Below are 26,789 nucleotides of genomic sequence, written 5' to 3' on the forward strand. Positions count from 1 at the left end.
TTAACGCTCTCCTAACCAGTCAAGCCACACTTGCATACCTTCTCCGCTACTTGCCGAGACCAGCAATATTTCCAGATCTGGGTTGACTCGTTTTGCATTGGCCGTACAAGCATCAAGATCAAAATTCAGATATGGAATCAAGTCGATTTTATTGATTAACATTAAGTCTGCATCAGCGAATATATCTGGATATTTTAATGGTTTGTCTTCTCCTTCTGTGACAGAAAGAATCGCCACTTTATGACTCTCACCAAGATCAAACGCGGCAGGACAAACTAAGTTGCCGACATTTTCAATAAACAGAGTTGTATCTTGCTCTGGTAATAGCCGCGCAATCGCGTCGGCGACCATCTGCGCATCAAGGTGACACCCTTTACCGGTATTAATTTGGATCGCTTGAGCACCGGTTTCACGAATTCGGTCAGCATCATTGGTGGTTTGTTGATCGCCTTCTATCACCATACACTGATCGGTGTCGAGCCGCTTTAAGGTTTCAGTTAACAGCGTGGTTTTACCTGAGCCCGGGCTCGAAACTAAATTGAGAGCCTTAATGTTTCGAGACTGTAAAAATGCTCGATTCCTTTCCGCTATTGCATCGTTTTTTGCCAGTATGTCTTGTTCAATCTGAACCATCCGCGTTTGAGTCATACCAGGTGCGTGCGAGTGCGCCGCTCCCTCTCCATAATGAAGATCTTCACCGCTCAATTCAGGTACAAACCGTTCTTCTTCGTGATGATGAGTATGTTGGTGAGAATGAGCATCAGAGTGTTCGTGGTCTACATGATCACAGTGTGAATGTGCTTCTGGATGGTGATGTGCATGAGAACGATGATGTCCGTGTGGCGCAACAGAGTTCGGTGCCGATGGATAATGATGAACATGAACCTGATTATAATAGTAATGGTGATGGATCACTTGATTGATGCCACCCGCTTGATTGTGTGAATGATCATGTTGATGCTCTTCCGCATGGTGGTGCGAATGGTGTTCGCCGTGATGATGGTCGTGATCATGACTATGTGAATGGTCGTGCCTATCGATGTTTTCAATTCTCGTATTTCCAGCTCCACAGCCACAAGTTGTACACATTAGTGCACCTCCAATTCTTTAATTCTCATTTCATCACCGCTTTCACACTTCAAACTCACACCGCTACAAAGAGGGCATAAATCTAATCGACTGGTTACACTCACTTGAGTCGAGCAATCAAAGCACCAAGCTTGTGCTGCTAATTCGGTGATAATTAAGCTGGCATCTTCAGCCAGCGTATTACGGCTAACAACATCGAAACAAAAATGCATTGCGTCGACTTCGACACCAGCAAATGCTCCAACTTCAATAAAGACCTTAGTCACACGATTAAATTGCTGAGCAAGGGCTTGGTCTTCAATCAATTGGATGATGCTTTCGCAAAGTGACATTTCATGCATAGTGATGCTCGCTCATAGGTTGAGTCCCGATAAAATAATTAGCTCTGAATTTTTTTATTTCCGAATAGAAACGTCACGTTGAAGTCAACACAAGGGTCGACTGCCCAAATTAGTTGTTTCACCATGTTAAGTTGATTCTCCGAAATAGTCTGGCCAAGTAGCGATTTTGCCATTAGCCCATTTCGGCCAAAATGTCGGTCAGTTGGTGCATTTATGTCATAGCTTTCAATCACACCATTTTGGTCAAGCGATACGGTATGTATTAACTCACCGCGCGACGATTGAGCGTGTCCCTGAACAATCGGTGATGCAATCTGTGGGTTTACACAGGCTTGAGCCAATTCGATCAATTTCGCCAATACGCGGGTAACAACACTTGGCCCCCAGAGTGCCAATGATTGTTCCACAAGCGGATGGCGTGGGTGTGCTCTATTCAATGGGCCACTTTCAAGTAGAGGATCCCAATGCTCAAATGACCCCAATCGCACACTTCCTAGATCTAGCATTGACGACCATAACGTCGCATAAGGTGCGTTGGTTTTCGCCCAGCGCATGAGCTCAGACCAAGAAAGGGTTAAAAATTCTCTCGGCATTACGCCAAAAATAGCTGTCATTGAACCTTTAATCGCCTCCCAATCGATGTCACTTGACGTTGGTAACGGTGAGCTTAATGACAAATTCGGCTGTTGCTGTAATTGCTTAAGCAACGGTTGGGTAATCGCGATACTCTCGCTTTTAGCGTAATCGTCGCCAATTAATGCTCGCATCATCATCCATAGTTGCCAGCTGTGCTCCTTGACCCATTCCAAGCTACAACGTTCAACCAAAATCGATTGTTGATTTGGCTCGAGTGCAATATTTCTTGCTCCGGCCAACGCGCTATAAGCCGCAGCCTGTTGTGCTTGTGAGCACAAAGAAAACAACACTGGAATCTTCAGTAATGCTTGTGCGGGTGTCAATCCAACAAGTAGTTTACCGAGGTTTTGAGGTCGGCTATTTTGAATCGTTAACCGCTCAACCAGTCTTAGTTCAGATAAGCCCTTAGCGATTAAATGCAGCTCAATTTCTATCTTACCTGTAGAGGCAATAGCACTGTTTGGCATTTCGGGTTTGGTTAACTCGTCCACGTCACTTCGCCTCGCTATAACGCTGGCGTTGGATTGACCAACTTAGTAAACAATTGACGCCGTGACTTATCATTCACAGTATCAAGCGGAAGCGCGACAATCAGGCGGCGAATATCGATTGCGAGCTGCCTCGCTGCCGAATGAGTGGTTAAGTGTTTTACCGGAGAGCACAACGAGCACGACAAGTATTGCCCCAACTCTTCATGATAACTGGCGAAAAAAGTATATTGATTTTCACCCAGCGTCAGCCCCATTTTGTCGCCGACATTAAGTGACTGCGACCATTCTCGACCGGGCCCAGGAAATAGCAGCAAATCCATACACCATGGGGTTAACAGCACCCCAAGCCAATTTTCTTCGTGCAGAGCAAAGCCAATACATTCGACCGATAAGTTCGTGTTAACAAAAGGAAGAGCTTTCATTTCAGTGTGATAAATACTGTTGAATACCTCACTCACTACCACACTAGGGTTTTCAATAGAGTTCATTGGCACGTTGAATATCTCCCTCTTCAATGGCAGTAATTAAAGCAATCGCGTTGAGTGCTTCATCTTGTTCCATTTTTTCTACAGCAAATCCACCAACTTGAATGATCAAGTAATCTCCGACTTCGACAACTTCTTCAAGCATCATCAGGTTAACGGTTTGCTGCTCTTCCCGCGTTTCCACTACTGCTGCCATACCATTATGTGACACGGTAACCACCTTTGCTGGATACCCTATACACATGTGGTGCTCGTTTTCGTTCTTGGGTAAACGCCTATTTCAGTAAGGTAATCGAGTACGCATTTTTTCATCGTTGGCATTGAATTAATCACTGTTTGGGTCATGTCCAAGCCGGGTTCAACCGACTCCGGTACCACCCCCACAAGATAGATATGGTTTGGGGATTCATCAGTGAGTTTTAATGAGCCGAGTAAATCGGAAAGTCCGAGCTGATGTGGTGACACTTTATTGTTAAACAGTGCTGGAACATCGTCATCTTTTAAAACAACAACCGTACCGGGATCGGCTCCGGTTAACACCGCATCAATAATAATAACGTGGTCACGACTGGCAATGTAATCAAGCAACTCCATTCCCGCGGTGCCGCCATCGACGACTTCAACACCACTCGGAAAATCAAAGGTGTCTTCAAGCTGTTCAACAATATGGACACCTACAGATTCATCACTTAGTAATATATTACCCACCCCTAACACTAAGATATTTGGTTTGCAGTCTTTCATTCTATACCACTTTAATTTCCATAATGCCCTTCCCGCGCGTATCAACAATATGCACCGCACATGACATACAAGGATCAAATGAGTGGATAGTGCGTATCACCTCTAGCGGCCTGTCAGGATCTGCAACGGGCGTCCCGATTAGCGAATGCTCGTAAGGCCCAAGTTGTCCATCGTTATTACGCGGGCCGGAATTCCAAGTTGAAGGGACAACCGCCTGATAGTTTTCAATTTTGCCATCTTCAATCACGATCCAATGGGACAACAGACCACGAGGCGCTTCTAGGAAGCCAACGCCCTTAATCGTACCTTCTGGGAATTCTGGTTTGATATAGGTCTCGGTATCACCGGTAGCGATATTGTCTATCAGGGCTTTCCATTCTTGGTGTAATACGTCTTTCAATACTCCACAGCGAACCGCGCGCGCAGCATGGCGACCTAATGTAGAATGCAACTGACTTAGCTCTGGTTTTATACCAGTGAGTTTTTCATACGCACCAAGTACATCATTCAAATGGGTAATCGTCATTTCGTCTTTAGCAACAACTGCACAGAACACTTGCGCTAAAGGACCAACCTGCACCGGCTTACCGTAGAAAGTTGGAGCTTTCACCCAAGAGTATTTACCATCATCTTCGAAACCGGTGTAATCCGGGTTGGTTTTACCTTCCCAAGGGTGAAATGGCCCATCTTCTTCGTACCAAGCGTGTTTGCTGCCTTCGGCGATGCCATCGATTAAATACTGATCTTGATGGCTATCGATGGATTTGAATGTAGACAAATCAGCATTTTCGAAATAACCGCCTGGCATTCTAAACCCAGTCCCCTCTGCATTGGTTGGGATCTCTGGCATAGCCAAATAGTTCGTTACCCCTTTGCCAATCGATAACCACTCAGGGTAATTCGCCGCGACGATAGCCACATCGACCTTATAAACTTGCTCGATAAACTCATCAAGTTGGTCGATAAATGACTTAATCAGCATCAAACGTTCCATATTAAGAACGCTTTCGGAGTCTAAATTGATTGGGTTTGCTACTCCGCCCACGGCCAAATTCTGAATATGGGGCGTTTTCCCACCTAAGACGGCAACAATACGGTTAGCATTGCGCTGATGTTCTAAAGCTTGTAAGTAGTGCGCGACAGCGATTAAGTTAACTTCAGGGGAAAGCTTCATCTCTTTATGTCCCCAGTAGCCATTGGCAAAAATACCAAGTTGACCGCTATCGACTAGCCTCTGTAGCTTCGCCTTCACCTTGGTAAATTCTTGTACTGAATTTAACGACCAAGTAGAAAGTGATTCCATAATTTCAGCACACTTTTTCGGATCAGCAGAAAGTGCAGAAACGACATCGACCCAGTCTAGAGCAGAGAGTTGATAAAAATGAACCACGTGATCATGAATACTATGCGCCGCAGAAATGATGTTGCGAATATGATGTGCGTTAACGGGAATTTTGAGCTCGAGTGCACTTTCAACGGCTCGAACTGAAGCCAGAGCGTGTACAGTAGTACAAACTCCGCATATGCGTTGCGTAATCATCCATGCATCGACAGGATCACGTCCTTTTAAGATCTCTTCCATGCCACGCCACATCGTGCCCGAAGACCAAGCATTGGTCACAACACCGTTGTCGATTTCACAGTCAATGCGCAAATGGCCTTCAATACGAGTAATTGGATCAATAGTAATTCGTTGACTCATGAATAGTTCCTTTAAAATTCTTTAAATCGATTGAGGCCATCTAGGCTTTATTCGTTTGTTTAATTTGATTAATTCGGTTGGTTGTTGCTGCACCCGGTAGTATTGGCAGCAATTTGATCAGCAGGATGTACCCCACAATTTCAATAGCAACAAGTCCGAAAGAAAGCAGTATTTCTTCTAAAGATGGGAAGTACTGATAACCTTGCCCCGGATGATAAGCAACGATGGCCAAGTCAATTCGGTACATAGCAGCACCGACTAAAAGACTCAATGCAGCTAAAAATAACAGCCCGCCGTTATCTCTAATCCGTTTTACCAAGATGACTGGCCAAGCGATCAATACAAGTTCTGCAATATATAGCCAACTGTAGATATCGCCTTCAAAAACATAATCCCATTTATGAGCGATATTGGTGGAATGAAGACGTAAAATGATAAACATCCCGACCAATACTTGAATAAATGAGATTAACTTATTCATCAATGGACGTTCATCAGGCATACGATCTTTGAGCCCAGCGGCAACGAGTGCACCTTCGAATATCACAATGGAACAGCCCATAATCAGAGCGCCAAGCAATGAGAAGATCGGCAAGAACTCATAACTTTGCCACAAAGGATGAATTTTATGGCCTGCGGAAACGAAGAGAGATCCCATTGAAGACTGGTGCATCATTGGCAGCAAAGCCCCTAGCGCAATCACTGCAAATAAGAATTTATTCAATACGCGTAACGGAATCTTAAGCCCAAGTTTTTCGAGTAACGCGGGAGCAAATTCTAATCCAAGCACTAAGATATAAACCGTCATACACGCTGCCGTTTCAAACAGCACTGAGTTCACATTGAAATAACCGGGATGGTAGAAATAAGGCAGGTTCCACCAGCGTCCCATGTCCATCAGAATCGATAAACCACCCAACGCATATCCAAATAAACTCGCCAATAACGCCGGGCGAACTAACGCATGATATTCACCCTTGTTAAACACATAAACGATCCACGCAAGAGCCCAACCACCGCAGGCAAAGCCAGTTCCTACTAACAAATCAAAGCCGATCCAGATTCCCCAAGGATAGCCCCCATTTAAGTTGGTCACGTCTTCTAAACCAAGTACCATTCGTTTAATAATGATCAGAAAACATACGAAGGCGAAAAATCCAAAAAAGATGACGGGCCGAGTGAGCAAACGTCCACCTAACGGATTTATTTTATGATGATCATTCATGATGATCCTCCTTGTTACCGTTATCTAGCGTCTTATCTTCTCCCGGCTCTTTATACATATTCTTCCGGGTTAGATACATAAGCCCCATTAACGCAGTAAACGGCAACATCATTCCTTGATAGAGCGTATGTTGAATCGTTTCGGATCGTGCACCGTAAGCTTGTTTAGGCAAATCTGGTAAATCTAACGCATCAGGTTTTCTCGCAGTTAATGCCAACACCTGAGTGCCACCACCTTCAAATTCGCCATAAACGTTATCGTAGTAGCTCGGGATCGCTTTTTTATGTTCTAGGCCCGCGAAAAGTGTCTCGCGTGGATACTCATAAATATCGCCGGGTTTCATCATCAAGCGTCTTTTTGCCTCAGATAAAAGCTCTTCACGCGTTCCATAAATAATGGCTCCAGTCGGACACACTTCAACGCACCCAGGCAGTAATCCATTGTCGATACGTTCTACGCCCGGTTGATTACACAGTTCGCATTTCTGGATTTGCCCAAAGGGGTCGTGATATTCATATTTGGGAACATTATATGGACAGGCAACCATGCAATAGCGACAGCCAGTACAGATATCGGGATCATTCGAAACAATGCCAGTAACGGGATCTTTAGTCATCGCCGACACTGGGCAAACCGATACACAGTTAGGATCGACGCAGTGCATACATTGACGTTTAATATAAGAATAACCATTGGTTGGATCGTCTTTTACCGAGCCATCTCCACAGTCGTAGCGACGAATAACGTTTAATGCATAAGGCGACAGATTGGCATTCATCTCCCACTGCTCTGCACCACCATCAGGGCTAGGCTGCATATGATTGACGTCTTTACATTTAACAACACATGCCTGACAGCCAATGCACAGCGTCGAGTCATACAGCATTCCGACTGCATTAGGCAAAGGAGGATGGGATTCACGAGCGCTTGTAGGTGCGCTGGTAGCAATCACCGCGCCACTCGCAGCGAGCTTTAAAAAGTCTCTTCGTTCCATTAGAACTCCTCTTCTTTCGGAGCAGCAGGAGCAGAAGATGAATATGCTCGCTTCCTCTGTTGGCGAGTCATTTCTCTTGCGGTAACCAAGCTAACACCAGCTGCAAGGCCGGCAATACCACCTAAAATAGCGGTGGCAGTCGGGGTCGGTCCTGTTCCAACCACCACATCAACCTCAGGAAGCGCTTCTGGAGGCGTAGCCAATGTCACATTCGCCAGTTCATGAATGCCTTTACTAAAGCCGACATTTTCTTCGTTACAACCAATACATGGATGCCCGATTCCAACCGGCCAGATTCCACCGCCAATGTCACAAAACTCAAGCGATGGGCAGTTTCCATAAGTCTCTGGCCCTTTACAGCCTAACTTATACAAGCAATAGCCCTGACGATGTCCTTCATCACCGAACTCTTTGGCAAAACGGCCAGCATCAAAATGAGGTCGGCGTTCACAGTTTTCGTGTATAAGTCGGCCATAAGCAAACTCTGGTCGATTTTTATTATCCAACCCTGGCAGGCGATTAAAGGTAATTAGGTGTGCGACAGTCGCTAAGAAGTTATGTGGATTCGGTGGGCACCCTGGAATATTAACAACGGTTTTGCCGGGCAAAATATCTTGAAGTGAACGCGCGTCGGTTGGATTTACACCAATTGACGGCACTCCACCCCAAGCAGAACAAGACCCTATCGCAATAATCGCAGCGGCGTGTTCCGCTGCTTCTTCGATATGTTTAAGGATTGGTTTACCTGCAACCATGCAATAGACACCGTCATCTTTTGTCGGAATCGAACCATCGACCACCAACACATATTCGCCTTTGTATTGTTCTATTGCGCGGTGTTTATTCTCTTCAACCTGATGACCAGCTGCCGCCGAAAGTACCTCGTGGTATTCCAGTGAAATCATATCGAGTATTAGGTTTTCAACCGTCGGGTGAGTAGAGCGAAGCAAGGACTCAGTACATCCCGTACACTCTTGAGCACCAATCCAAATTACTGGAGGTCTTTTATTACTCACGAGAGCATCAGCAACTTTTTGAGCCGCAGACGCATTATGAATTCCCATAGTAGCCGCGAGACCAGCACAAAATTTCATAAACGAGCGACGCGTTATTCCGTTACTCTCAAGGGTATCGTAGCCATCCATAACTGATGCTCCTGTACGTAATTAAATTAAATAGTTTTAGTGATTTACAGACAAGTATTGAGAAATGCTTTTCAACAGGGGCATTAGTATGGTTATTTATAAATAATATAAAGTGGTCATGGTCATATTATTAATTAGTAATTCAATGCACATATCAAAATCTATTTCCCTTATATAAGACGCTAATAATAATCACGATATGAACTAATCATTCATTGCTTAATATTAATTAAAAGATAATAAGTAATGATTATGATAACGATTATCAACATGGTCGTTAAGAGTCGAAAATTATTAAATAATAGTTTCAAAATAGATCTTGATATAACCAAATATATATTTTCAACAATAACATTAAAACATTTGATATAAGTGAAATGTAATTACGTTATTAAAAAATAAGTTTTTATAACATTAAAATTATAAGAAGGGATAAGAATATATATAAAACAGAAGGCAATGTAAAAAATGGATGAGATATATTATTATTCTCATCCATCAACATTAAAAATACTAAGATGTTATGAATTAAGCATTAAATAAGATAGCCACACTTAAATTGAATTTCCTTCAACATAACGAGCAACAATGTTGCGATCATCTCCGGTATAAATAAACCGCTCTAGCCTATCTTCTAATGAATACCATTCAGCGGTAAAATCATCATCTTCAATCACCAAAGCATCAAGTGCATAACCTTGTTCAAAACTCCCAGTTTTGCCGAAGAACTCACCACCACCTTTCGTTCCTAAATAAAACCCTTCAGCTATAGAAAGCGGGCGATCTTCAGGATGTTCTAGACTGTACAATTTCGATAATTGAATAGCTCGAGTAATTGCTTCGTTCATACCCAGTTTGTGCCCACCCGCTATATCGCTGCCCAAACCGAGTTTCATCCCCATTTCTAGATATTGTCTAACCGGCATGATGCCACTGCGCACATTGATATTTGAATCAGGGCAATGGACTAAGAACACCTTGTTTTTCTTAGCAAGTTCGATCTCTTTATCGTCGAGATAAATGGCATGGGCCATCAGCGTCGGTGTTTGTCCAAATAACTGGTGCTTATGATAAACATCGGAGTAGCTTTCTGCATCTTCGAATAGTTCTTTAACCCAGTTGACTTCATCTAGATTCTCACTCAAATGAGATTGCACCGGTAAATTATGTTTTAACGCCAGTTCACCTAACCGTTTGAGTAACTCTGGTGTCGACGTTGGCGCAAAGCGTGGCGTGATAATCGGCTTCACTAACGCCTCGTCTTTGTACTTCTCGATTAAGTACTCTGTTCCTGTTATCGAGTCCTCAATTGTCTCAATGATAAATTCTGGCGCGTTGGTATCCATATTGACTTTCCCGACCAAGGCTCCGACACCCCGGTCCCTTAACGCGTCAAATAGAATCTCCGTACCTTCGGTTGAAGAAGAAGCAAATATACACGACCTTAATGTCCCACTCGCGACTAGCTTATCAGCAAAGCGAGCATAAATTTTTCGTGCAAATTCGGGATCCTGATATTCCTTCTCTAGCTTAAACGTATAATCATTTAACCATTGCAGTAACTGGTGAGTCATTCCAATACCGCATTGCGGAAATTGAGCTGCATGTAAATGTAAGTCGACAAAACCTGGGATAATCAACCGATTACCATAATCTATCACCACATCATCGTTATGCTCTTGTGGAAGCTCGCGATAAATTCCTTTAATGACGCCATCGATCGCAACAATATAGCTTTCTGGATAGACATCAAACTTATCTGCGATTGCGGTATAGAGAATGTTTCCCTTTAGAATTGTAGTGTTTTTCATTGATTACTCTCCCTACCAATAAGGAACTATAGTGAAGTTCCAACAAACTAAAATCCTTTTCGACCCTCCAGAATATCGCGACTCCTCAACAATCAAAACAGTTTTTCGTGATTGAATGCAAATATCTTGTCCGAGGTGACGAACTAGGCAATGCCTTGGTCTTTTGGGTTGAGCATTTCTTTCGTATTTATATTGTTAGAGTGTATTAGGCGAACGACGTCAAAAGAAACGTAAGGTAGGCAGAGGTGAGGAATTCGCTCGATAAAACAGGATAAAGATATTTCCTTATCCTGTATCAACGGGTATCAGAGAGTCTAGCGTTTAATAACCGACTCCTGCCGATTGTACATTGTCAGGATCGAAAGCGTGACAAGGTGTTACTGCATGTACTGCGCCGCACTCCGGACATTGCGCTTCAAATGTCTCCATCTCAAACTGAGTACGGCAGCCTTTGCAATCCAAGGTCATCGCTATTGGCATCGATTGTTCAGAAAACCCCATCATTCTAACTTTATCTACAACTGCTTTGCCGTCTTCAAATTCTGCAGAACATCCATCGTGCATCTTAATTTCCTCTAGTTATCATTGTTATCTATTAGGGTCAGCGACTCACCAAATCGTAATTGGTTGCGATATCCCATTAGTGTTTGATCAAGCTTCTCAAGTGTTCCGAGTAGTTGACGCTCTTGGTCCGAAGTATCGAGTACACGCGCGATACCACCATTTTTTATCACCAATCGACGGTCAGCCATAAGCGCCAAAATAGGATCATGGGTTGCCATCAGCACAATTTTGTCTTCAGCCAGCAGCAGTTTTAACGCTCGCTTACGATCGATTCCAGCGTTTTCAATTTCATCAATCAACACAATCGGTGTCCGGCTTAAAATCGCGGTATCTGCAATCATCAGTGCCCGAGATTGTCCGCCCGATAAACTGGTAATTGGAGTTTCCGGCGTGAACGGTTCACCCGCGAGATCGTTTGCTTCTGCGATGATGCGGTCGACTATTTCATCCGCGTCTTGCACTAAACGGCTTGCAGCATGAAGCGACACAAATTCTCGGACTTCTAAATCCATAACAAAATTCATATTTTGCGATAGTTGAGCGACCAATTTCTTAGTTGTGGAGAATCGCCAAGAGTGATCAGGAATATCGCCGTTGATGAGTATTCTTCTTCCCGTCGGGGTATCCGCCTGAGCGACCCATTCAATATCCCCCAATAACCGGCTCTTACCAGAACCCGTTGGGCCCACAATAGAGACGACTTCGCCGCTTTTAATGGTTAGCGAGGTAAAGCCTTCATCGGTACCTGATTTATCGGTTCCAGCCAGTAAGGTAATTGAGCGCACGTCATCATCTTGACCTAAAAACTGAAGCATTTGATTGATAAAGTCCGTCATCTGGTCAATCAGAACATTTGGATCGATTGCTCTATCCTCCTGCTCAATCTGGTCAAACTGATTCAAATACTCCAACACAGTGCGTTGTTCATCGTCATTTAGTTTTAGCTGGTTATCACTGAAAAACGTGGTCAGAAATGGGTAATCGAATAACAACGACGCAACACTTCGATGTTCTACTTGAGTACGTTCAATCATGAGTTGTCTTCCATATCAATTTTACGCACATTACCCATCTGATAACTGTCACCAATGCGAGTTTCACCAAGGCAATATGAACAAAGTGCCGACGGCATGGTAAACCGAAGCTCACTACCTACAACCGTTGTTACACTTTGTTCGCTATGGAGCAACGTGCTTAGCTCAAAACAACCTTGACCGGTTAAGCCATTAATATTCATGATTGTCGCGGCTGGGTTCACCAAGTTTACTTTGGACGCAAACACCTCCCGTTCAGCCTGACTCACAATATCGCCCTTAGTAATCACAACAATGTCAGCTGATTTCAGCATTGGCCCAATTTTTTTGGGTGTGTTGATTCCACTTAGGTTGTCGATCACACATACCGCTTTGATTTCTTTGACATAAGGAGAGCACCGATTACATAGGCCAGCAGATTCACTGATCAGTAAATCCATCTCTTGTGATAATCCCCATTTGACGATTTCTTCAATATTGCTGACAAAGTAATGGTCGGGACACATAGACCCGGACAGCCCTTTTTTGACTGGAATCCCAGCTTTTTTATACACCAAATCATCATCGGTATAGAGGCAGTCAAATTTAACCACACCAATGTTTAAACCTTTCGCTTTCAATGCGTTTGCGGTTTTAACAATGACTGCGGTTTTGCCCGACGACGGTGGACCCGATACAGTGACTAAATTCACTTACAACACCCTCCGCTATTACAATTCTTCTGCGCACTTGCACCACTTTCCGCTGTAAATAACGTTTCACAGTGCCTGATAAGTGAAGAGAGATCGTTTTGTTCGATATAATCCCACCCCAGCCACATAAATGGATGCGCTTCCGGCAGCACATTCGTAACCTTCGGATGAGTACTCGGAAACAACCCTTGGCCGGCGAGCAAGTCACCCACATCTTCTGAAGCAAATAATTCGACAATATCTTTAAGCTGCTCGGCTTTCTCAGACTTCGCCAGCATAAAAATAGGACTGATGATTGCACCATCCTGTGGCCATACCGCTTGCAGTGGTCCGTCACCTTTCACCATTTTTGAAAAGAAATAAGGCATGATGGTAATCGCCGGCTTGCGCTGTTTACGCCGTTCACTTCTTACCATTTCTGCAGGGTGCATTGACTCAAGTAAACTGCGACCTAACGCACGAACACCATCATCGCCATACATTTTGTGAATATTTAATAAAATCGCATTAAACAGGTCGAAATCGGATACCGGAAGAGAGACGCTGTTTTCAAACTGCGGGTCTAGAAGGTCAGCCCATGAAGAAGGCATTGGTCTGTCACCAAGCTCTGCGGTGTTGATTAGAAACAGCGCTGGTACAACTGCAAGTATGGAATAGTGTTTTTTGGGATCTTTAATATTTAATCCCGAAAAGTCAGAATTGTAGTCATCAATCCCAGTAAAGTCTGCAAACATGCCTTGCTGTCGATAGCGACCGAAACGTTGCTGGTCGAAAAACATGTCAAACCCCGCCGACAGAAACAAATCCGGCAGCAAGTCGGGATCATTAACGCCATCGATATTCTTCTGAACCCAATCTAGCCCCATAGATGCCGCTTTGAGTTCGTGTTTTATCTCTGGCTGGCCTGATTCTTGGCGTTGTTTTAAAAACGAATTCCATTTTTCCATCAATTGAATTCTTATCGGACAGGGTAAGATACCGACTACGTTCAACGAACTTGCATCTGCCGCACTGGTTTTATTCTCCATCAACGTAACATCGCTTTCATTTGAATTACTTGAGATGGCTTCTTCCAATAAACCCGTAAACGCATCGAGGTCCATTTTCTTCATCATCACCGCGTTGGCTAAAGAAATACTCTTGCCCATACTGGTACGCATCGCTTGATCATTCATTTGCGGAAAACCATTCGACACAAACACAGCGATGGTTTCTGGGTAACGATCGGTAATCTCGAATAAGGTACTTTGTTTATCTATCATTTGGCTTATGTCCGTATGTCAGCAGCTGAGTTCAATTCAGTAATCGTTGTCTTTTTCAATGTGTTATAGACTTGCAGGTTTAGCTTGTGAATACGGTCATCAAACATACAATTATTAAATGGACAACTCGTCCGCCCTAACGGACAACTGTTCATTTTTATTTTTGTTTGAAATACCTCATAGACATCGAGAAAACTTACATCGCTAGGTGATACGGTCAGCGCAAAACCACCAGATGGGCCCCGCGTCGAACTTACCCAACCAGCTTTATGTAATGTCCCAAACACTTTTGCTAGGTGCGCTTCAGAAGCAGAAAGTCGCATTGCGGCGTACTTTACACTGACGCGTTTCGGAGCCATTTCCGCGAGCAATCCCAGTCCATGAATTGCCAAAGATGTGCCTTCAGAGATGTTAATTAAACTATTCACACCTACCTCTATGTATTTAGGTATTTAGGTATTTAGGTATTCGAATACCTAATTAGAAAGCAACGCAAACAACACGACAACGCCTAATATTGGTAATTAATTTTTACTTTTTGATTATTACAGAATGAAATAGCACGCGTGTGGTGTGAATGGTCACTGATTATAACCAAAGTAGTAAGTTAAATTGCGATGGAAAATTCGGCATTGTTATAAAGAAACTGCATTTGCTCCTCTTTATACAACGCAATCAACTCTTGTCCCACTAGTGAAAAACAACTTCTTATCAATTGGACGCCTACTAAATATAAACGCTACTTACATCGATATATCAAACTAAATCCAAGCATAAACTTAATGCATATGCTTTCACATGAGACTTAAGCTGAAAATCGAAACGTTGATCCCGTGAACCAATCACAAATATTACAAATACTCAATATTCAACACTCCTACTGAGTGAATTATGAAAATACGTAAATATAACTATTTCAATTAATTTGTATTTCTACAAACTTGGAGTCCACCATGTCTACACAACCTTATCCAAAATCAAACCCCACTCTGCTACAAGGTTTTTCTTCTATCTGTACTACAGTAGTACAACGATATTTACCCGACCCCTTTCTTTTTGCTGCCATTCTAACCTTCATCGTATTTCTATTAGCTATGCCAATAACAAACCAAAGTCCACTGCAAATGGTTGATGCATTTGCCGGAGGTTTTTGGAAGTTATTAAAGTTTGGGATGCAGATGGCTTTAGTTGTAGTAACAGGACATGCGATGGCATCAGCTCCTGTGTTTAGACGGGGGCTATCAAACTTGGCTATGATTGCAAAAACCCCAGGCCAAGCGATTCTAATTGTAACTTTTATCTCCGCAATAGCGTGTTGGATCAATTGGGGATTTGGCTTAGTTGTAGGCGCTATCTTCGCAAGAGAACTAGCAGTAAAAGTCAAAGGAGTTGATTACCGACTTCTTATAGCTTCAGCCTATACTGGGTTCCTATTCTGGCATGCGGGTCTATCAGGTTCTGTACCCCTTGCATTGGCGAGTGGAAGTAACTTAGAAACGGTTACTTCTGGTGTGGTGACTACTGCTATTTCAACGGATCACACTATATTTTCAGGTATGAATATCGTTATTCTTCTCGTGATGTTGGCTATAATTCCAATCTTAAATAGAGCCATGCATCCAACTAACGAAAACGTTTTTACTATTCCCCCACATCTACTTAGTAACGAAAGTGATAAAGACATTGAACAGTATATTCCTAAAACTCCAGCAGAAAGACTCGAACATAGCCCTTGGATTAATCGACTGTTAGCTTTACTTGGCTTCACTTATATCATCAGCTATTTTATTGACAATGGTTTCGCGCTCAACTTAAACATTGTTAACTTCATTTTTTTGTTCACTGCGATTTTACTCCATGGAACACCTAAAAAATTACTAGATGCAGTAGCCGAGGGAACCAAAAACACTACAGGTATACTGCTTCAATTTCCATTTTATGCCGGTATTATGGGGATGATGGTTGCCAAAGGACCAGATGGAATATCACTTGCGGGAGCCATGTCTGATATGTTCGTTTCAATTTCGAATGACGTGACATTCCCTCTCTTTACGTTTTTAAGTGCTGGTATTGTAAACTTCTTTGTTCCTTCTGGTGGGGGGCAGTGGGCCGTGCAAGCTCCAATAATGATGCCAGCAGGCTTAGAACTCGGAGTCCCAGCAGCAAAAACAGCTATGGCAATCGCATGGGGTGACGCATGGACTAATATGATCCAGCCTTTTTGGGCGCTACCCGCTCTAAGTATTGCCGGATTAAGTGCTAAGGATATTATGGGTTACTGCATTGTGTCTCTATTGGCTTCTGGGGTTATCATAGGTCTTGGGTTGATGATCTTTTAAATCTAAAACATCACACCGACCAAGCTAAGTAAGAAATATTGCATAGAATTTATGAGATATAAAAACGTCACCTCAAGTCGGTGACGTTTTATTTTATTATTGATCGAGCACTAAGCCAGCTCAGGCCACTTGTCGAATGGCTGTTTAGTTAATACCATTTCGCCATTTTCACCTTTTTGGATGTTGATCCAAGCTTGCCAATTTTCATAATCCACCTCTGGATAATCTAAGCGGTAGTGACTACAACGGCTTTCAGTTCTCATCATCGACGCTCTTAGTTTCATTTCAGCGGTATGAATCATATTCTTGGTTTCATGAGCCAATCTTAGTTGGTGACGATCTTCTGCCAACAACATTGGTGCATGATGCTCTTTCAATTCTTCAATATAAGCAAGCGCGCCTTGCATCATGCGTTCTTTCTTAATATAGAGAACAAAGTTCGGAATCATCACGCCTTGTAATACTTGTGTTACCCAAGCTGGGCTGTACCCTCTCTCCCTTTTGAGTGGAGCAAGAATTTCGTCATTGATCTTGGTTTTATTTGCATCACTAGCGACCATTTGTTCGATGGCTTTACTTGCCTTCGCAGCCGCTTCTCCAGCCATAGCACCTTGAACACAAGAACCCGCTGACGAGCCTCCTATCTGAGTATAAATACCACCTGACATATATGAGCCTAAGGCATCACCTGCCGCATAAAGTCCCGGAATAGAACTTAAGCCGGTTTCATCAATAGGGACGATACCTTCTGCTTTGTGAATCGCCATACCTGCAGTCGATCCCCCAACTTGTTCACCACCCATACCTGGAGGCCCCTCTTGAGGCGGTTCTCCAAACATAGCTAACAAGCTAGCAATACCCGGAGGTGGTCCCCCCATGCCCGGCAAACTCTTATCAGCGAATGCTTCTGGGGTATATGGTCCTTCACTTGGAGCCGCTACGGCCTGCGCCGCCTCCCCTGGCTTAGGCGGTGGTCCCATAACAATTGGAGCCCCCTTTGTATACGCTTCATAGTTCGAATCAACACCTAGGTGATGTTTAACCACAACACCATTAAGCTGAGGTTTATCTTCAAACAATCCATGCCAGTTATCATAACTAGACCCTGAGTTTTCTGATGAGCCTGGGTGACCATCGTTCCATTCTTTACCCGTCACAACTGCGCCAATATCATAAGCCATAATGGTGCCGTCGTGAGTCAGGTCGCACATTGGGAAGCCATTTGGTTTAAAGCCTCCAGAACCGGTGCACAGTACTACGGTTTTCGCATTAAAGAATATGACTTTGTTCTCATCCATACTGAAGCCAGCAGCGCCGACGACGCGACCCTTCTCCTTCATTAAGTGGGTAATCATCACGCGTTCTTGAAGAGGGATATCGCGCTCGTTTATTGGCTTAGAGAACGACTTATTATACAAAGGAGAATCAAAATAGCCCCACGATTTCAGCTCTTCAGCTCTGGCTTGTGAATGCTCTGCTAACTGACGAGTAAATACCGGGTTATTAGTTTGAATCGATGATTCCGACACTTGCGCGACAAACTCATCAATGCTTATTTCGGCATTGGACTTATCATAAGTAAAAAAGCCTTTCGCAAATGGCGTTAAACCTGAACTGCCTAAGCGCCCTTTCGACACCATCATAACTTTGGCGCCGGCGTCGTGTGCTTTGACCGCAGCGAACAGACCTGCAAAGCCACCACCGATAACGAGCACGTCAGTTTCATGGTTCTCTTGAGTGTAATCTTCTACCTTGATTGTGGGCTTATTTTCTACTGGCCTACCTGCTGCAAAAGCTGAAGATGCAAGCATTGAAGCACCAATTACACCACCGGCAACACCAATAAATTGGCGTCTAGATATTTTTGTTTTATCACTCATGTTACTACCTCCAAGAAACCATAACGGGTAATGTTTTTTCAGGAGTGATGGTTATCGCCCCCACTGGACAATACAGTCTGCATAAATGACAGATCTGACAATCTTCCGGATAAGTGATCACGGCAACTTTCTTGTTCTCGTCAAACTGAATAACATCGGTTGGACAACTTTCAACACAGGTCTTACACCCTATGCAACCTGATATTTGACTAATTGGCATATCGTTTCCTCAAAAACCTGTATTTAAAATGAGATCTGTTCGAAGTGAATGTCAGCGGTAGGAATGCCGCTTGCTTCAAGACTTTTCTGTACCGATGCAATCATGCCTTCAGGACCACAAAGATACACACTGTGATTGGTTCCATTAATCGTTTTAAGGACAGATTGGATACATTCCTGATCAACAAAACCTTTGCGAACATCGGGTTCATCACCGACCTCCATACACACCAATTGTTGACTAAAGTCGGGCATCTCTGATTCCAGTTTCTTAACCTCATCCTGTAGCGACATCTGTTGATAATCACCATTACCGTAAATCAGACGTATCGGACGTGGATCTTTATTCGCGGCAAGTTCGCTTAATAGACTTAACATTGGTCCGATCCCCGCCCCTCCTGCGATAAGAACGATGGAATCTGCATCTTTGCTTTCATTTAAACCCATGCTTCCGTATGGGCCATCAACAAACACTTCTTGACCAATAGATAGCGTGTTGAGCTGAGATGTATAATCACCTAGTTCTCTGATCACCATTGAAAAGCGAGGAAGTTCATCGGTGCTTGATGCGATTGAAAATGGGTGGTCATTCAAGTTGAACACTGAACTTCCAGTATTAATCCACACGAACTGTCCTGCCTCAAAAGAGAAATCGTCGTTGCTATTTTTCTCTAATACAACCTTCCAATCTCTACTACTGACTTTCTTTATGTCGACTAAGGTAAACGGCTTAGCCAGAATCATGCGTTTCTTAGTAATATGGTTGTAAGCCACGAGTAGCACTGAAGAAACACAAAGTAACCACCAAATCGCATTAAACGCACCGCTAAATTGACCATGACTGCCCACGGTGGTGATGTGTAAAGTAGCTAAAACGGCAATGACAACAAAGCCGACTAAGTGAGTCAGGCGCCAGGTTTCGTAGCTCATTCTAAGGCGATTCTTAAATACAGCTGTGAGTACCCATAAAATCATTGCAACCCATGCAATAAGACCTGTTAGCATCTGCGGTGCAACAACGATCTCAATAACGCTTCGAATGCCATCATCGACAGACTGAAAGAATTTTGGGGCTAAAATAAACAAAGGGTGAAGAAAGAAGAAAATCCCAATCCACTGACCAATTTTTTTATGCTTGGACATACTCCAATCAATATTTGCGAATAATGAGATTTGTTTTACACGGCTACCCAAAGGGAACTGTACGAAAAACGCCATCATGAAGATGACATTAAAAATACTGATCGCACTTAAGTAGAAACCTTTTCCATCCATGTCGAGAGATAAAGTAACAAGAAATGGAATGACTAATAAAATAGCGTATAACGCAAGCAGCTTCTTATGCTTAATATGCAATTTAAAACGACTCGGCTTGGGTTTAGAGGTATCTAAAGAGATTGCTTCTGTATTCATCTGTTGTTTCCATGTGTCAAAGTGAATAAATATTCCGATTAGATTAAGTGACCTTTTTATATATCGGCTTTTAATGTTGCGTAAAAACGCACTTATCCGATTACATAGAAACGCTAAGTCATCAAGGGTTAACGATCGGTTTAGTTTAGATAAAACCACGAAATATATAAGTGAAATATGATCTGGATTTCATTAAATGAAAAAATTGCTAAATGAATACGATAAATAAAAGGTATATCCAGCTTCCTTAGAAGCTATATATATTCGTAATAAGAATTATTTAAATTAACAATCTAAAAAATCTATTTAACTTTAATTAAATGTCTTCACTACAGGCAAACAAACATCTTTTGAATTAAGCAAAAAACATTCATTAGAGTAATTAATTTATCACTTGGACATTTCTTCGAGTCATGGGTAACAGTGTGGGTTGCTGGATAGTGTTTTAACTAAGTTAGCATTTATATGAATCTAAGATGGTATCGCGCATTTAACGTGCTATGTTTATAAAGTAGCTTTTGAACTAACGAGTCGGGTATGATGAACTTAAGAAAACATTTTGGGCTTATTTTCATTCTGGTTTCTCTTACGACGAGTGTCGCATTTCTATTTTACTCGGTAGAAGAGTGGCAGCAGGTAAAAGAGGAATCGGCAAAATACCAACATTCTCATTTAACCCTATTTACCGATTCTACATCAGCATTTTTCTCTCAGATTTCCTCAAGCTTCGATCTATTGGGCGAGCATCTCATTTCAATTGAACTTACAGAAGATGACTTTCATTACCCTTTGATTGACAAACTAGTGCAACAACACTCTTGGATCAAAGCACTTTCCGTAATGACGATGGATGGTACATTTATCGCCGCGAGCTCAAACTTCACTCCTCATCATCCCGACCGAAATAAAGACGATCCGCTTCAATTATTTAGACAAAGCAAATTACCCAACGGCACGATCATGAAGCGTAGTCACGTAAGTTTAGTCGAAGGCGCTACGGAGTCCGTCATCCCTTTTGGACGATATGTTGGTCGAATCAAGGACAGTAACACTCCTCTATTAGCCGTAACATCAGGGATTGTATTTGAAAATATGCCGCTATTTTTTGAAAAAATAGGTAATGAAGCGTACCACTCTTATGAAATAATTAGAGAAGACCAATATTTACAGTTTTCTATACGATCCATCTATTCTGATTTATCCAAAAAAGTCCCTGAGTCGTATTTCAATCAAATTTCTAGTCACAATTCATTCAATCGACATCAAACGGAAATTACAACCGTAACGAAAGACGGCAAATCGTATCAAGCGGTAATATTTTTTATGCCAGAATTACGCCTGTGGTTTGTTTCTACAATTCCAACCTCACAGTTAGTTGCAACCTATGCTAAAAAACAATTGCCACTCACCTTCGGTATTATTGGTTTGCTTATCATATTTTATGGTTTGACTCGATATATAAATCGTATAGAAGCCAGAAATGAGGACACTCTATTACATCAACTCGAGCACGATCACATCACCTATCTACCTAACCGAGTCTACTTGAAAAACAATTTGAATGATTGGTTAGCAACCCATAAAGTGGCAACGCTTTATTATATCGATGTGGATAAATTCAAAGATATAAATGAAGGCTTTGGTTACTCCGTAGGTGACACTCTTCTGATAAAAATTGCACAGAGGCTCATGTCTGAAGCGGGAAAAGATGCGTTAGTTGTTCGGGAGTACGCCAATAGATTTTTGCTAATCACACCTGATATTGGAGAACACTCGCCAGTGAGTTATGGGGATTCCTTACAAGCCATACTCACCGAACCGTATTTACTCGAATCATCTCACATTTCCATTACGGCAAGTGTCGGTATTGTGTCTTACCCAGAACACGGAGAAGACTATCACGATTTGATGATGTCGGCTGACATTGCTTTATCGGACGCCAAGAAGTCTCGAAATTCCGTAACATCACTCTCCTCAAGTATTTTAGCGCGTTATCAATCTCGAGTTCAGATCGGAAAACTATTACGTGGAGCCATTGAAGAAAACCTTCCTTTTATGGTTTTTCAACCTCAGATTAACCGTCATGGACAAGTTCAATCGTTAGAATCCCTTGCCAGATGGAAAGATGAACAATTTGGAATGATTGCTCCGGACAAGTTTATCCATGTAGCGGAGGTCACTGGGCAAATGAATGATTTGGGCTTCCTCATCATCGATAAGTCATTTAGAGACTTTTCCTATATTCAAGAGCATGTATCTAGCCCATTATCGTTGTCACTTAATGTATCAATACAGCAGTTGTCGGATAAACGCTTTCTGCGCTTCATTGTTGATGGTATGACGAAGTATGGTATTAGTGGTTCATCCATCATTGTTGAGGTGACAGAATCTATTTTTATCGACGACAATCAACATATCAGACCGGTTTGTAAGCAACTTGAGTTCTATGGGATAAGGCTGTCACTAGATGATTTTGGGACCGGTTATTCCTCTTTATCGGTACTTAAGAAGCTCGAGATTAGCGAGCTCAAAATTGACCGTTCTTTTGTTATGACCATGACGAATGAACAAAAGTCGTTATCACTTGTGCAAACCATCTTGAAACTCGCCAAACAACTTAATATGAAAAGTGTCGCGGAAGGTGTCGAAACCAAGGAGCAATACGAAATTCTAAAACAATGCGATTGCGACCTATTTCAAGGATATTATTTTGCTAAACCAATGAACGCTGATGAAACAATCCACTTCATCAACAGTTTTAATGACCAATCGTAAAGCGATTCCATGTAATTAGATCTAACAAGTCGTTCACTCCCTCCTATTCTGTAATAGTTTCCGTACAAGTATAAGCGATTAAGGTAGCGTGTTAACTGCTACCTCTCTACTCACTATTTATCTAAACCCACACCACTAAGCTATTTTTCGTGCCGCAGCCCGACGTTTGAAAGATTCATTGGCACAAAACCTGAGAGGGTTTCTACTCGTTCTAGCCACTCTTCTACTCGTGGAAAATCCGCCAAATTGATTCCGCCTTCAGGAGCTAATTTTGTATAGGAATAAAATGCCAGATCCGCAATTGTAGGAACATCACCCACCAACCATTCTCGGTTCTTCAGATACCCTTGCAGTTCAGTGAACAGTTTATTGGCTTGTTCAGTTAACGTTTCTCTATCAAGGTCACGATCAAATAGATTTGCCCAGCGCAATTTAGCGACATTGCCAGCTAAACGATTCGCGGCTAATGAAAGAAACTGTTCAATATGCGCACGCTCAACTGGAGACTGAGGAAGCCACGTCTGCTGTTCGTCATAAACACTGGCCAAATATACCAATATCGCATTGGAATCATAAATAACCGCTTCGCCATCCACTAACACTGGAACCTGACCAAAAGGATTCAGCGCCAGAAATTCAGGCTGTTGCTGTTCGCCGGCGAGCAAGTCTACCTCAATCAATTCAAAATCCAATTCCAGCATACTCAACAACATATGGGCTCTATGTGCATGCCCAGACATCGGGTGCCAATACAGTTTTATCATTGTATTTTCCTGTTTAATTATCCTGTGGCTATTAAAGTACAACTTGCCATGAATAGAAACCCCGCTACTATGGAATGATAATTTCCCAAATGTTGATAATCTATGGACACTATTGATGGAATGAGAACAGTGGTTGCGGTAATTGAAACCGGATCATTCACTGCTGCTGCGGAACGTTTAGGTATTTCTAAATCGCTGACGTCTAAATACGTTAATCAAGTCGAGAAACAGATCGGAGCTAAACTGTTCAATCGAACCACTCGTAAGCTATCTATTGAACAAGCGGGTAAGCAATATTACCTTCAAGCACAGCAGGTATTATTGCAAGTCGATAAATTGTATAGCCAACTCGATTTAAGTCATAACATCGCTTCTGGGCCATTACGTGTCACGGCTTCTCAAGGTTTTGCAGAGGAGTTACTAAGCCCAATAATTCCCGAATTTCATCATCGTTATCCCGACGTAGAGATCGATATTATCGTCACCAATCAAAAACTCGATTTGGTTGAAAACGCAATTGATATTGCATTTCGCGCCAGTGAGCTCGACGATTCTAGCCTTAACTGTCGTAAGATTATGACAACTCAGAGTTCATTATATGCCGCACCTGAACTGGCGCAGTTGTGTCAAAGCGACCTTGATCTAGCGCAACTCCCATGTCTTATCGATAACAACCTTCACCCTACCGCTCGGTGGCCTATTACCTCTTGTTTAAATCAACATTCTGAAATAACAACCATGGCTGTACGCAGTGTATTTCGGAGTAATAACCCACGCCTGATCCGACAATTGACGTTATCGGCAATGGGAGTCAGCTATCAATCCGATATTATCGCGGCGCGCTATGTTAAATCTGGTCGTCTACAAAAGTTAGATATTGGCTTTGAACCATTGCATTTCCCCATAAATGCTCTGTTCCGAGGTGGAGACTATCAACCGAAGAGAGTACGAGTATTTCTTGATTTTGTGGTTGAAAAACTGAGTAAAAAGCCATCTTAAATACCTATTTAAGATGGCTTAAATTAAATCAATGTCACGGATATTTTTATGCTTGAAATAAATTTAGATATTCGCCGTAGCCTTCTTTCTCTAACTGATCAGCAGGTACAAAGCGCAGAGAAGCAGAGTTCATGCAATAGCGTAATCCCGTCGGCTCTGGGCCATCTTCAAACACATGCCCTAAGTGGGAATCACCAAAGCGACTTCTGACTTCGGTTCTTGGGTAAAAGAGTTTGTAATCCGTGGTGGTAATAACGTAATTACCGTCCAAAGGTTTAGTAAAACTTGGCCAACCGGTTCCCGATTTGTACTTGTCTGTTGAAGAAAATAACGGCTCGCCCGTCACGATATCTACATAGATACCCGCCTCCTTATTATCCCAATAAAGATTGTCAAACGGACGCTCCGTTGCGTCATTTTGAGTTACCTCATACTGTAAAGAAGTCAGCGACTTACGAATCTCGTTGTCGGTTGGTTTAGCGTATTGCTTTACCGCTGATGATTGATTTTTTTGATCGATCATTTGACGCAATGTCACTGGGTTTTTAATGCGATCTTCGCCAAATAAATCATCTAGGTATTGGTCGCGTCCTGAAGCATGACGGTAGTACTTATAACGAATACTGCTCTTCTTATAGTAATCCTGATGGTACTCTTCAGCAGGGAAAAACTCAGAATATTCGATCAGTTCAGTAGCGATAGGATCTGGGTAGATCTTAGCTGCATCGACATCTTGAATGAACTGCTCTGCAATCGTTTTTTGTTCCGCGTTATGATAGAAGATTGCAGGACGATATTGAGGACCACGGTCAACAAAAGAACCGTCACCATCGGTAGGATTCATATGTCTAAATAGGTAATCAATAACTTCTTCATAACTTAATACATCACCGTCATAGGTGACTTGAATAACTTCGATATGTCCAGACTTTCCTGATGATACCTGCTTGTAAGTCGCGGTTTCTTCGCTCCCTCCTGCATATCCTGAGACAACAGTGGAAACACCTTCAAGCTTTTCAAAGTCGGACTCGGTACACCAGAAACAACCGCCCGCGATTGTCGCAACTTGGCTATCTTTTGGCATAGCATTACTACTTTCCGCGTTTGCTGATCGATCCGGCATAACAGCTAAAACCAGTATTGGCAATAATGCTCCGAAAGAGAACAGCCATTTAGATAATTGCTTCATGTTGATTTCCTTAAACCAAGGTTTCTGTTTATGTACTTAGTTAGACGTGCTTAAAACAAGAATATTACATAAAATTGAAAAATATTTTGAATTCACTTAACCCGAGACTAACATTCGCGATCACAGCAAGTATAGAGGGCTTACATTTTTTGACATTTATGGTGGGTTTATTGGAGTTTTAGTAACATTTAGATCAACGTATCTAAGTCGACACCAGAAAAGGTTTTATTCTCTTCCATTACAACGTAACTATTAATTGTCGCTGAATAGTCCTTACTGCTGATTAACCTATCGTTTATCGCCAAATACGCCGCCATATCACGACAAATAATTTTCAGTATGAGATCAGATTCCCCACTTACCGTATAGTATTCAACCACTTCGGGAATTGATTCAACGAGCGCTTTAAATGATTGAAACTCTTGATAGGTATGGTTCTTTAAATTGACACTGGTAATACAGGTTACAAAGCGGCATACAGAGTGAAGGTTTATTTTTGCGTGATAGCCACTAATCACCCCCTCTTCCTCGAGACTCCTAAGCCGAAGTAAACAAGAACTTGGAGCAAGATCGACCTGTCGCGCAAGCTCTTGATTGGTGACACGACCGTTTTTTTGTAGTATTTCGATAATTTTATAATCTATTTTATCTAGTTTTTTCATTAAGTTATCTTTCTACGTTCATTAATGACGTATCACTACATCGGTGGTTTATCCTATTTTAACCTTACAATCCTAAATTAATTAAATCCAGTTTCTTTGATTGGCTCTTTTAACAATGCCACTGTCATGGACAAAAAAAACTGCCTTTAAGCGGAAGCATGACAACATTTCACCTTCTGTATTTATTACAACTCTACATTGATCGCACTAGAATAGTGCTTACGCGCACCATCACTACTCAAAATAGTTTGAATAAGTCGCAATCCCGTTTCACTTCACAAAATCATGTAAATTTATTTTTGCATTTAATTTCATCAAATCGTTTAAACGCGAA

The 26,789-nt window shown here is 42.3% G+C and carries 25 protein-coding genes; 3 read left to right on the forward strand and 22 right to left on the reverse strand.

The window, feature by feature from the left end; all coding sequences use genetic code 11:
• The 16 genes from hypB to ACWU4D_RS06080 all read right to left on the reverse strand — a co-directional run bounded on the left by hypB (position 1) and on the right by ACWU4D_RS06080 (position 14,643).
• Entirely contained in the window at positions 1-1,089 is a 1,089-nt protein-coding gene (hypB, locus tag ACWU4D_RS06005; protein WP_456050493.1) for a hydrogenase nickel incorporation protein HypB, read from the reverse strand.
• The gene (gene hypA, locus ACWU4D_RS06010) at positions 1,089-1,430 is read right to left on the reverse strand and encodes a hydrogenase maturation nickel metallochaperone HypA (protein WP_456050494.1); all 342 of its coding nucleotides are present in this window, start codon (positions 1,428-1,430) and stop codon (positions 1,089-1,091) included. Before hypA ends, hypB begins: the two co-directional genes overlap by 1 nt.
• Positions 1,431-1,468: 38 nt before the next feature.
• Complete coding sequence (locus tag ACWU4D_RS06015) at positions 1,469-2,557, reverse strand: hypothetical protein (RefSeq protein WP_456050495.1); 1,089 nt, start codon at positions 2,555-2,557, stop codon at positions 1,469-1,471.
• Between the two features lie 14 nt (positions 2,558-2,571).
• Positions 2,572-3,045, reverse strand: coding sequence for a [NiFe]-hydrogenase assembly chaperone HybE (gene hybE / locus ACWU4D_RS06020; RefSeq protein ID WP_456050545.1), 474 nt, complete (start codon positions 3,043-3,045; stop codon positions 2,572-2,574).
• Positions 3,032-3,253 (reverse strand): HypC/HybG/HupF family hydrogenase formation chaperone, encoded by a 222-nt coding sequence (locus ACWU4D_RS06025; protein WP_456050496.1) that lies wholly within the window; start codon positions 3,251-3,253, stop codon positions 3,032-3,034. The genes hybE and ACWU4D_RS06025 overlap by 14 nt, the downstream gene beginning before the upstream one ends.
• A gap of 23 nt (positions 3,254-3,276) precedes the next feature.
• Positions 3,277-3,786, reverse strand: a complete 510-nt coding sequence (locus ACWU4D_RS06030; protein ID WP_456050497.1) for a HyaD/HybD family hydrogenase maturation endopeptidase — start codon at positions 3,784-3,786, stop codon at positions 3,277-3,279.
• Between the two features lies 1 nt (position 3,787).
• A complete protein-coding gene (gene hybC, locus ACWU4D_RS06035; RefSeq protein WP_456050498.1) occupies positions 3,788-5,488 on the reverse strand; it encodes a hydrogenase 2 large subunit in 1,701 nt (566 codons plus the stop codon).
• Between the two features lie 40 nt (positions 5,489-5,528).
• On the reverse strand, positions 5,529-6,713 hold the full coding sequence (gene hybB, locus ACWU4D_RS06040; RefSeq protein WP_456050499.1) for a Ni/Fe-hydrogenase cytochrome b subunit: 1,185 nt from the start codon (positions 6,711-6,713) through the stop codon (positions 5,529-5,531).
• Positions 6,706-7,707: a hydrogenase 2 operon protein HybA gene (gene hybA / locus ACWU4D_RS06045; RefSeq protein ID WP_456050500.1), complete on the reverse strand. Its 1,002-nt coding sequence runs from the start codon at positions 7,705-7,707 to the stop codon at positions 6,706-6,708. The genes hybB and hybA overlap by 8 nt, the downstream gene beginning before the upstream one ends.
• Positions 7,707-8,852 (reverse strand): hydrogenase 2 small subunit, encoded by a 1,146-nt coding sequence (gene hybO, locus ACWU4D_RS06050; protein ID WP_456050501.1) that lies wholly within the window; start codon positions 8,850-8,852, stop codon positions 7,707-7,709. Before hybO ends, hybA begins: the two co-directional genes overlap by 1 nt.
• A gap of 554 nt (positions 8,853-9,406) precedes the next feature.
• Positions 9,407-10,663, reverse strand: coding sequence for an amidohydrolase family protein (locus tag ACWU4D_RS06055; RefSeq protein ID WP_456050502.1), 1,257 nt, complete (start codon positions 10,661-10,663; stop codon positions 9,407-9,409).
• A gap of 321 nt (positions 10,664-10,984) precedes the next feature.
• A complete protein-coding gene (locus ACWU4D_RS06060; RefSeq protein WP_456050503.1) occupies positions 10,985-11,227 on the reverse strand; it encodes a hypothetical protein in 243 nt (80 codons plus the stop codon).
• A gap of 11 nt (positions 11,228-11,238) precedes the next feature.
• Entirely contained in the window at positions 11,239-12,261 is a 1,023-nt protein-coding gene (locus ACWU4D_RS06065) for an ATP-binding cassette domain-containing protein (protein ID WP_456050504.1), read from the reverse strand.
• Positions 12,258-12,953 (reverse strand): GTP-binding protein, encoded by a 696-nt coding sequence (locus ACWU4D_RS06070; protein WP_456050505.1) that lies wholly within the window; start codon positions 12,951-12,953, stop codon positions 12,258-12,260. Before ACWU4D_RS06070 ends, ACWU4D_RS06065 begins: the two co-directional genes overlap by 4 nt.
• Positions 12,950-14,215, reverse strand: coding sequence for an ABC transporter substrate-binding protein (locus tag ACWU4D_RS06075; RefSeq protein WP_456050506.1), 1,266 nt, complete (start codon positions 14,213-14,215; stop codon positions 12,950-12,952). The genes ACWU4D_RS06070 and ACWU4D_RS06075 overlap by 4 nt, the downstream gene beginning before the upstream one ends.
• Positions 14,216-14,220: 5 nt before the next feature.
• Positions 14,221-14,643 (reverse strand): RrF2 family transcriptional regulator, encoded by a 423-nt coding sequence (locus ACWU4D_RS06080; RefSeq protein WP_456050507.1) that lies wholly within the window; start codon positions 14,641-14,643, stop codon positions 14,221-14,223.
• Positions 14,644-15,168: 525 nt separating this feature from the next.
• Here ACWU4D_RS06080 and ACWU4D_RS06085 point away from each other — a divergent pair.
• Positions 15,169-16,554 carry a short-chain fatty acid transporter gene (locus tag ACWU4D_RS06085; RefSeq protein WP_456050508.1) on the forward strand — a complete coding sequence of 462 codons (1,386 nt, stop codon included), beginning with the start codon at positions 15,169-15,171 and terminating at the stop codon, positions 16,552-16,554.
• 110 nt (positions 16,555-16,664) lie between these two features.
• Here ACWU4D_RS06085 and ACWU4D_RS06090 read toward each other — a convergent pair whose 3' ends face one another.
• Genes ACWU4D_RS06090 through ACWU4D_RS06100 form a run of 3 tightly spaced genes read right to left on the reverse strand, consistent with a single transcriptional unit; the run spans position 16,665 to position 20,066 of the window.
• On the reverse strand, positions 16,665-18,434 hold the full coding sequence (locus ACWU4D_RS06090; protein ID WP_456050509.1) for an FAD-binding protein: 1,770 nt from the start codon (positions 18,432-18,434) through the stop codon (positions 16,665-16,667).
• Between the two features lie 4 nt (positions 18,435-18,438).
• Positions 18,439-18,654: a 4Fe-4S dicluster domain-containing protein gene (locus tag ACWU4D_RS06095; RefSeq protein ID WP_456050510.1), complete on the reverse strand. Its 216-nt coding sequence runs from the start codon at positions 18,652-18,654 to the stop codon at positions 18,439-18,441.
• Between the two features lie 23 nt (positions 18,655-18,677).
• Positions 18,678-20,066 carry a ferredoxin reductase family protein gene (locus ACWU4D_RS06100; RefSeq protein ID WP_456050511.1) on the reverse strand — a complete coding sequence of 463 codons (1,389 nt, stop codon included), beginning with the start codon at positions 20,064-20,066 and terminating at the stop codon, positions 18,678-18,680.
• Positions 20,067-20,603: 537 nt separating this feature from the next.
• Here ACWU4D_RS06100 and ACWU4D_RS06105 point away from each other — a divergent pair.
• Positions 20,604-22,841, forward strand: a complete 2,238-nt coding sequence (locus ACWU4D_RS06105) for a putative bifunctional diguanylate cyclase/phosphodiesterase (protein WP_456050512.1) — start codon at positions 20,604-20,606, stop codon at positions 22,839-22,841.
• Between the two features lie 140 nt (positions 22,842-22,981).
• Here ACWU4D_RS06105 and ACWU4D_RS06110 read toward each other — a convergent pair whose 3' ends face one another.
• On the reverse strand, positions 22,982-23,605 hold the full coding sequence (locus ACWU4D_RS06110) for a glutathione S-transferase family protein (protein ID WP_456050513.1): 624 nt from the start codon (positions 23,603-23,605) through the stop codon (positions 22,982-22,984).
• Between the two features lie 102 nt (positions 23,606-23,707).
• Here ACWU4D_RS06110 and ACWU4D_RS06115 point away from each other — a divergent pair, with 102 nt between their 5' ends.
• Positions 23,708-24,604 carry a LysR family transcriptional regulator gene (locus ACWU4D_RS06115; RefSeq protein ID WP_456050514.1) on the forward strand — a complete coding sequence of 299 codons (897 nt, stop codon included), beginning with the start codon at positions 23,708-23,710 and terminating at the stop codon, positions 24,602-24,604.
• A 46-nt stretch (positions 24,605-24,650) separates the two neighbouring features.
• Here the strand turns inward: ACWU4D_RS06115 and msrB are convergent, their stop codons facing one another.
• A complete protein-coding gene (msrB, locus tag ACWU4D_RS06120) occupies positions 24,651-25,793 on the reverse strand; it encodes a peptide-methionine (R)-S-oxide reductase MsrB (protein ID WP_456050515.1) in 1,143 nt (380 codons plus the stop codon).
• Positions 25,794-25,981: 188 nt separating this feature from the next.
• The gene (locus tag ACWU4D_RS06125; protein WP_456050516.1) at positions 25,982-26,455 is read right to left on the reverse strand and encodes an Lrp/AsnC family transcriptional regulator; all 474 of its coding nucleotides are present in this window, start codon (positions 26,453-26,455) and stop codon (positions 25,982-25,984) included.
• Positions 26,456-26,789 lie beyond the last annotated feature (334 nt).

This window comes from Vibrio phycocola (assembly GCF_053850235.1).